Origin of the sequence: Mycobacterium sp., from assembly GCF_049281135.1 — a bacterium.
In the GTDB taxonomy this organism is placed as follows: Bacteria; Actinomycetota; Actinomycetes; order Mycobacteriales; family Mycobacteriaceae; genus Mycobacterium.
In genome coordinates, this window is record NZ_JBAPRN010000057.1 from 1 (window position 1) to 7,865 (window position 7,865).

Annotated in this window: 7 protein-coding genes and 1 pseudogene; 3 read left to right on the plus strand and 5 right to left on the minus strand. The window is 66.9% G+C overall.

The features are described from left to right. Together WAN02_RS02375 and WAN02_RS02380 are read right to left on the minus strand one after the other, a co-directional pair. A pseudogene (locus WAN02_RS02375) lies at positions 1-160 on the minus strand (phosphatidylserine decarboxylase family protein); the annotation flags it as partial. A 29-nt stretch (positions 161-189) separates the two neighbouring features. Beyond that, complete coding sequence (locus WAN02_RS02380) at positions 190-1,113, minus strand: SDR family NAD(P)-dependent oxidoreductase (protein ID WP_422262489.1); 924 nt, start codon at positions 1,111-1,113, stop codon at positions 190-192. A 118-nt stretch (positions 1,114-1,231) separates the two neighbouring features. On the opposite strand from WAN02_RS02380, the gene WAN02_RS02385 reads away from it, so the two are divergent. Next, complete coding sequence (locus WAN02_RS02385; protein WP_422262497.1) at positions 1,232-1,708, plus strand: PH domain-containing protein; 477 nt, start codon at positions 1,232-1,234, stop codon at positions 1,706-1,708. A gap of 50 nt (positions 1,709-1,758) precedes the next feature. Further along, positions 1,759-3,213 carry a PH domain-containing protein gene (locus WAN02_RS02390; protein WP_422262499.1) on the plus strand — a complete coding sequence of 485 codons (1,455 nt, stop codon included), beginning with the start codon at positions 1,759-1,761 and terminating at the stop codon, positions 3,211-3,213. Between the two features lie 8 nt (positions 3,214-3,221). Here WAN02_RS02390 and WAN02_RS02395 read toward each other — a convergent pair whose 3' ends face one another. The 3 genes from WAN02_RS02395 to WAN02_RS02405 all read right to left on the minus strand — a co-directional run bounded on the left by WAN02_RS02395 (position 3,222) and on the right by WAN02_RS02405 (position 7,607). Continuing rightward, on the minus strand, positions 3,222-4,895 hold the full coding sequence (locus tag WAN02_RS02395) for a DEAD/DEAH box helicase (RefSeq protein ID WP_422262491.1): 1,674 nt from the start codon (positions 4,893-4,895) through the stop codon (positions 3,222-3,224). Positions 4,896-4,989: 94 nt separating this feature from the next. Next, positions 4,990-6,042, minus strand: a complete 1,053-nt coding sequence (locus WAN02_RS02400) for an alpha/beta hydrolase (RefSeq protein ID WP_422262493.1) — start codon at positions 6,040-6,042, stop codon at positions 4,990-4,992. 5 nt (positions 6,043-6,047) lie between these two features. Then, complete coding sequence (locus WAN02_RS02405) at positions 6,048-7,607, minus strand: FAD-dependent monooxygenase (protein ID WP_422262495.1); 1,560 nt, start codon at positions 7,605-7,607, stop codon at positions 6,048-6,050. 94 nt (positions 7,608-7,701) lie between these two features. Between WAN02_RS02405 and WAN02_RS02410 the strand changes: the two genes are divergently transcribed. Next, positions 7,702-7,865 (plus strand): TetR family transcriptional regulator (locus tag WAN02_RS02410; protein WP_422262501.1); only part of this gene is annotated, 164 nt, incomplete at its 3' end.

Here is a 7,865-nt window from a genome sequence, read left to right on the forward strand (position 1 = left end):
GCCAACGGGAGCGGCGGCCGATCAGCGCCAGACCCAACCCCGCGGAAATGAACGGGAGCCCGGCCGGGTGGACCGGCGGAACGGTCGAGCGCACCAGCGACAGCAGATGTTGCGGGCTGACCGTCGGGTTTCCGTCGGTCGAGCGGGGACGTCGAGCCACGCGGTTATCTTACGGAGCCGCGGCGGCCGTCAGACCGGATACGTGACGCCGGTCAATTCTTCGGAGACCGTCCACAGCCGGTGTTGCAGGTCTTCGTCGTGCGACTGCGCGCTCGAGGACACCAGCTTGGGATGTCCTCGTTGCTCACCCAGGCCGTCGGGGCCGTAGTACTGCTCGCCCTCGACGTCCGGGTCGGTGGCGGCCCGCAACGTGGGCAGGGCGCCCATCGCCGCGCCCTGGAAGAGCAGGCCGCCTGCCACCGCGAACAGCGGTTTCATCAGCGTCGGCACGTTGCGGTTCAGCTCGGTGCTGGACGCGCCGGGATGGGCGGCGACGGCGATGGTGTTCTTCCGGTCGCCCGCCAACCGGCGCTGCAGCTCGTAGGTGAACAGCAGGTTGGCCAGTTTGGACTGCCCGTAGGCGGCATACCGGTCGTAGCCGTGTTCCCATTGCAGATCGTCGAAGTGGATCGCGGCGCGGAGCCGGTGGGCCGTGCTGCTGACGGTCACCACCCGCGAGCCCCGCACCGGCAGCAGGTTGTCCAGCAATAACCCGGTCAGCGCGAAATGGCCCAGATGGTTGGTGCCGAACTGCATTTCAAACCCGTCGGCGGTGAGCTGCTTGGGAGTCCACATCACCCCGGCGTTGTTGATCAGCAGGTCGATGCGCAGGTAGGTCTTGCGCAGCGTCGCGGCCGCGGCGCGCACCGAGGCCAGCGAGCTGAGATCGAGTTCCTGCAGCGTGACGTCGGCCTCCGGGCAGGCCGCGACGATGCGTGCCAGCGCGAGGTTGCCCTTCTCCAGATCGCGCACCGCCAAGACGACGTGGGCGCCGGCCTGGGCCAGCGCGGCCGCCGTGTGGTAGCCGAGGCCGGTATTTGCACCGGTGACAACGGCGACCCGGCCCCGCTGATCCGGTATGTCGCCCATGGTCCATTTGCCGTTGGAACTCATCGGAGAAAACCATACTCATTCACATTCTCGGTGCCGACGTGTCGGTGCAATCCGCTATCACGTCGGTGGCATCCTCGATGACGTGGACAACCGCACCCCTGGCCCGCCGGTCGCAGGCATGGTCGATCCCGCCCATCCGCCCAGCAGGCGTGCGCCGCTGCGATGGGCGATCGGCGGCGTCATTCCGTGGCTGCTGGTGGCCGCCGGTCAAGCGGTGTGGTTCGAATTCGACAAGCGAATGCCGTGGCTGCACATCCTGCTCGGCGTCGGCACCGTGCTCGGCGCGGTGATCTCGCTGGCCGTCGTGCCGATGTGGCGATATCGAGTGCACCGATGGGAGATTGGCCCGCAGGCGGTGTACACCCGCACCGGATGGCTGGTCCAGGAAAGGCGCATAGCGCCGATCTCGCGGGTACAGACCGTCGACACCTACCGTGGCCCGTTGGACCAGTTGTTCGGCCTGGCCAATGTCACCGTCACCACCGCCTCCTCGGCGGGTGCGGTGCACATCGTCGCGCTCGACGTAGACGTCGCTGACCACGTCGTTGCGCAATTGACCGACATCGCAGCGATCGGCGCCGGGGACGCTACGTGACCACGGCCGCCGGGCCGCCTCAAATCGCCTGGCAGCGGCTGAGTCCCAGGATGCTGCTGGTTCACCCGGTCCACGAACTACTGCGCGAACTCCCATGGCTGATCGGCGCGATCGTGCTGGGTTCGACCACCGGCAACCAGTCCTGGACAGTGGCCGTGTTGGCGTACACCGTCGTGATCGGCGTGGCGCGCTGGTACACCACCAGTTACCGCATCGACGCCGACCCGCGGTCGGGCCAACTGCAACTGCGGGCCGGCCTCTTGCAACGGAAAGTACTGTCGGTGCCGCTCAACCGGATTCGTTCGGTGCAGAGCGATGCGCGGTTGTTGCATCGCCTGATGGGCCTGGCCGTGGTACGAGTGAACACCGGCCAAGAAGCCAGGGGTGAGGGCGGGGCCGGAGTCTTCGAGCTGAACGCCGTCCTGGCCGGCGAGGTACCCCGGCTGCGGGCGATTCTGCTGGCCGACTCGGCGCAGCACGCCGATGCGCCGACCGCTGAGCCCTCGGCGGACGGCGCGGTGCTGGCTCGCTGGCAGCCGTCATGGCTGCGGTATTCGCCGTTGAGTGTCTCCGGCCTACTGTCGCTGGCCGCCGCCGCCGGTGTGGTGTATGAGAGCGGATTCGTTGGGCCGCTGCAGCATTCGCGACCGGTCGAGACAGCGCTTGCCGCTGCCCAGCGGTTGGGGACGGCGAGCACCGTCGAGGTTGTCGGCGGGGTGATTCTGCTGGCTTCGGTGCTACTCGCGGTGCTGAGGTCGCTGCTCACCTACGGAAACTTGGTTCTGCTGCGTCAGGCGGACGTTCTGCATCTGCGGCACGGCCTGTTGCGTCTTCGTGAGCGCACCTACGACATGAGCAGGCTGCGTGGCGGAACGCTGCGGCAACCTTTGTTGGTGCGCCTGTTCGGCGGCGCCCGCCTGGACGCGGTGATGACCGGTGTGCACGGCGCCGGTGAGGCGTCGGTGCTACTGCCGCCGTGCCCGGTGTCCGTGGGCGAATCGGTGCTGATCGGGTTGGTCGGTGATCGGGATGTCGTCACGGGGCCGCTGCGCAGTCACGGCCGCCGGGCAGCGATCCGACGCTGGACACGAGCGTTGGGACTTCCGGCATTGATCGGTATCGCGCTGGCGCTGGTGAGCGTGCTTGCCGGGAAATCCGTTGTGCCCGTGTGGGGGTGGCCGGCCTGGATCGCGGTCACGGCGTGGTGCGCGTTGCTGGCCGCCGACCGGGTGAACGCACTCGGGCACCGGGTTCACAATGGCTGGCTGGTGATCCGGGCCGGCAGCGTGGAACGACGCCGCGACTGCCTCGCGACCGCGGGCATTATCAGCTGGACCGTGCGGCAATCGCCGTTCCAGCGCCGGGCCAAGGTCGCGACCTTGGTGGCGGCCACCGCCGCGGGCGTCAAGCGCTATCCGTTGATCGACGTCCCGGAAGATCTGGTGTGGGCGCTCGCGGCCGAGGCGTCGCCGTGGGTGGCCGACAGTATCTGGGCGGTCCGCTAGGTCCTCGGCTAAGCGCTCAGCCTGCGCACCGCCTCGATGCGGGCGGCAAGCTGTTCGCTGGTGGCCGCGGCCACCGGTGGGCCGCCGCAGAGACGGCGCAGTTCGTTGTGAATCCAACCGTGCGGCTTGCCAATTCGATAGTGCGCCGCTGTCACCAATGCATTGAGTTCGCGACGGAGATCACGCAGCTGCCCGTGCCGGGTGACTGGCTCCGGCGTGGCGGCGCGACGGTCGAACTGCTGTTCCTGGTGGCGGCGCAGCAGGTCGCGCATCTGCCCGGGATCCAGAAGCCCTGGGATGCCGAGATAGTCGGCCTCTTCGTCGCTGCCGGCGGGAGTCGCGGTGCCGAACGACGAGCCATCGAAGATGACCTGGTCGAGTTCGGCGTCGGCGCCCAGCGACTCGAAACTGTTCTCGATCTCGGACGGCTCGTCCTGACGACGTTGCGCCTCGGCCAGCTCGTCGGTCTCCCGATCCGGCTGTCCGAGAACATGATTGCGCTGTGCCTCCAACTCACTGGCCAGCAGCAGAAGTGTCGGCACCGAAGGCAGGAATACGCTGGCGATTTCACCGGGCCGCCGGGAGCGGACGAATCGGCCGATCGCCTGTGCGAAGAACAGCGGCGTGGAGGCGCTGGTGGCATACACGCCGACCGCCAGTCGTGGCACGTCGACACCCTCCGACACCATGCGCACCGCGACCAGCCAGCGGTTGGAGCCCGCAGAGAACTGCGCGATACGCCGCGAAGCGCCGGGGTCGTCGGATAGGACGACGGTCGGTTCCTCGTCGGTAATCCGTTGCAGCAGAACGGCGTAAGCCCGGGCGGCTTGCTGGTCCGACGCGATCACCATCCCGCCGGCGTCCGGAACGCCGCCGGCCCGCAGTTGTCGCAGCCGGGTATCGGCCGCGGTGACGACCGCGGGCATCCATTCACCGGCCGGATCCAACGCGGTGCGCCAGGCCCGGGCGGTGTGCTCGGCGGTGGTCGGCTCGCCGAGCCGGGCGGAGTACTCCGCACCCGCGCTGTCGCGCCACCGGGTCTCTCCGGAATAGGCCAGGAACACCACCGGGCGCACTACGCCGTCGGCGAGTGCGTCGGTGTAGCCGTAGGTGTGATCGGCCTGCGACCGCAGCAGGCCGCCGGCGTCGGGCTCGTACCGGACGAACGGAATCGCGGCATCGTCGCTGCGAAACGGCGTGCCGGTCAACGCCAATCGGTGTGTGGCATCGCCGAATGCTTCCAGGATCGCGTCGCCCCAACTCTTGGCGTCGCCGCCGTGGTGGATCTCATCGAAGATGACCAGCGTCCGTCTGCCTTCGGTGCGCACCCGGTGACGGGTCGGATGGCTGGCCACCTGTGCATAGGTGACGACCACGCCGTGGTACTCCGCCGACGTGTGTGCCGCGGCGTTGGTGAACTTCGGATCCAGCGCGATCCCGTCGGCGGCAGCCGTCTCGGCCCACTGCACCTTGAGATGTTCGGTGGGCACCACCACGGTGATCGCCTGGATGGTGCGGTCGGCCAGCAACTCGCCGGCGATGCGCAGGGCAAACGCGGTCTTGCCCGCACCGGGAGTGGCGACCAGCAGAAAGTCACGTGGTTTGGCGGTCAGATAACGCACCAAGGCTCGCCGCTGCCAGCCCCGCAAAGCCCGGGTGCTGGGCGCTTCAACTGCCCGCACCCGGAAACTCCTATCTGATCGAGATGCAGTCTAGGGCAAGGACATCGGGCCGTGCATCTTCGCAGGACAGCGGCGAGTCGGTGCCTCGCTTGTGCTATAGGGCGACTTGCGCGGCCAGCCACCGGATGATTTGCGGCACGACCTCGGGTGCCTTGCTCATTGCGCAGTGGCCGGTGCCCTCGATGAGGTGCACATCGGTGTTCGGGCGGCCTTGGAAGACCAGGGTGTCCGACTGCGGGACGAAGTAATCGTCGGCGCCGTTGACCACCAGCATCGCCGAATTACGTCGCTGAGCAAGGAGTTGCTGTCGGTTCAGCTGTCCGAGGCCGGTCCTGAGTTCGTCGAGCGTGGGGGAGTGATCCCAGTGCATGGCGTTTCCCAAGATGTCGTGCATCCCGTAGGGCAGGTTCCCCACGTTCTCGGCTTTGAAGGCCCCGACGACCGGGCCACCGAGGTCAACGGCGGCGTCGACGGCGCCGGACAACCCCGACATCGCGGAGAAGTTGCCCCCGAATGACACTCCGAAGTGAGCGACCTTGCCGCTCCCGAGAGTGCGCGCGTAGTCGGCGAGCCCACCGATCACCTCGTCGGCGTGCCCGTCGAGTGGGGTTACGGTTTCCCCGGTGCCCGGGTGGTCGAAGGCCAGGGTGGTCACCGCGGCGCCCTGAGTGAATCCCACCCACCACGGGTGAATGTCCATCTTCCAGGTGTCCACTCCGCCGCTGGCGATCAGCACCGGCCGACCCGCGTAGTCGCCGTCGGCGGAGTACAGGTGGACGGGTACTTCGACGCTGCCGCCGCCGTAGGGGACCTTGATGATGCGGCGCTCGAAGGCAACCGGGAAATCCTTGGCAGCTAACTCGAATTGCTCGAGCTGGTGCTGCATGGCCGTTACCCGGGCCGGATCGGTCAGGCAGGGAAATTTGGCGCAGCCGTAGACCAACGACGCCATGTAGTGGTCGCCGTGCTCGGCGTACTTCTCGGCAAGCCGAGACCACTCGTACACCCAGCCGCCCGGTGCGTCGGCCCACATGTCCGTGGTGGCGGCCTGGACGGCCTGGATCTCGTTGAGCGGGATGCCGAACTTCTCGAACTGATGTGTGCGGTCCTCGAACATGGCCGCGGTGTCGATGTCGTAGGTGTACATGGTGTTCAGCTCCTGATCTTTGCGAAGTAGTCGGCGATGGTGGTCGTGTCGTCGAGGGCAGCGATGGCTCCAATGTAGCCATCGGGCCGGATGGCCACGCGCCCGCCGTTCTTGAGTCCAAGGCGTTTTCCCACAACACCTTTCGGATCAGCGACGACGGCGCTGTAGCCGGCGACTGGAGTCTCTTCGCTTGTCACCAGTACCTGCACCTGCCCGTCGCCGGCGGCCGGTGCCACCTGTCTGTCGGCAACGGTGAGCACGATGTGGTTTGGCGTCTGCGCCGCGCACGCGGCACGGAGTTGCTTCTGTACGAACTCGTCGGCCACATGCGGAACATGCTGGCCGGCAGCGACTTTGGCGTACTTGGGAGGTCGGCCCACCGCGATCGGGCTGCGCGGGTATCCGACGTTGACTTCCTCAACGGTCGCCGCCATGGTCTTGCGCACCACGGGAACTCGGGACAGGAGTTGCACCACCACATCGCGGACCCGTCGCGGCACGCCCGAAAGCGTGCCGGCTTTGGTCAGCCGGTCGGTGAACTTGAGGACGCCGTCTGCGATCGGGGCGCGCTCGGCCTGATAGCTGTTCAATAGCGTGTCACCGGCATCGCCTTTGACTACCGCGGACAGCTTCCAAGCCAGATTGAAGGCGTCCTGCATGCCGGTGTTCATGCCCTGACCCCCGGCCGGACTGTGGATGTGGGCGGCGTCGCCGGCCAGGAAGACCCGACCCCAGCGGTAGGCCGGAACACGCGCGTGCCGAATCTCGAAACTGGTCAGCCAGTGTGAATGCAGTACCCGGATGCCGCCGATCCGGCGATCAAGGATTGCCTGCAACTCGTCCTGGGTCGGGTTCAAATTGAGGGGGGTACCGGGCGCGTCATGCAACTCGGCGAGAAAGCGCATCCGGCCTTCGCGCATCGCGAGCACCACCACCGGGCCCTCCGGGGAGAAGAAGGTGTGCATGTCGTCGCGGTTCAACGAGTGCTCGGCGTCGACGTCGCCGAGCAGGAAGCGTTCACCGGCGAACGAACCAGCAAGCTTGGTGCCGACCAGCTTTCGCGTCGCGCTGTGTGCGCCGTCGGCTCCGATCACCCAGGAGGCGGTGGCCCGCTCGCTTGGACCGCCCTTCTGCAGGGTGAGATGCACGCCGTCGTCGTCCTGGGTGAGTTCGATCAGTTCGACGCCGCGTTCGACCGTGACGCCCAATGACTGCAGGCGTTCGTTGAGCACCCGCTCCGTCTCGGTCTGTGCGGTGGTCAAGGTGAACGGGAACGCGCTGTCGACCTCGCTGAACGGCACACGGAACAGGTCGCGGCCTCCGGCATGCATCTGCATCGCGATCGCCTTGACGCCGCTGCCCAGCATCTCGTCGACGATGCCCATCCGGTCGAACATGTCCAAGCTGCGGGCATGCACCGCGATCGCGCGGGACTGATCGGTGGGTTGCACCAGCTTGTCGATCACCCGTACTGCGACGCCACGGCGGGCGAGTTCGCAACCGGCGAGCAATCCGACGGGTCCGGCGCCGATGACGATCACATCGGGGTGCTGAGTGTTGCTCATTGTGAGTTCCTTTGCGAGGTCGATCAAAGACGAGTCTCACGCTACGTTGAAACTAGTCTCAACGCAAGATGAAATTCACGCTATGATGAAACTCATGCCGAAGAAGTCGATAACACCGGGTCCGCGAGATGAACGTGGAGTGCTGGCGGCGCGAATTGTGGCGGCCGCCCGGGTCGAGTTCGCCGAGCACAGCTGGGCTGGAACGACTTTGCGCGCGGTGGCGCGCGCCGCCGATGTCGATCCCGCGCTGGTCTACCA

Coding starts and splice junctions, on each gene's coding strand:
- WAN02_RS02380 (WP_422262489.1), bottom strand. CDS start 1,113: ATGAGTTCCAACGGCAAATGGACCATGGGCGACATACCGGATCAGCGG.
- WAN02_RS02385 (WP_422262497.1), top strand. CDS start 1,232: ATGGTCGATCCCGCCCATCCGCCCAGCAGGCGTGCGCCGCTGCGATGG.
- WAN02_RS02390 (WP_422262499.1), top strand. CDS start 1,759: ATGCTGCTGGTTCACCCGGTCCACGAACTACTGCGCGAACTCCCATGG.
- WAN02_RS02400 (WP_422262493.1), bottom strand. CDS start 6,042: ATGTACACCTACGACATCGACACCGCGGCCATGTTCGAGGACCGCACA.
- WAN02_RS02405 (WP_422262495.1), bottom strand. CDS start 7,607: ATGAGCAACACTCAGCACCCCGATGTGATCGTCATCGGCGCCGGACCC.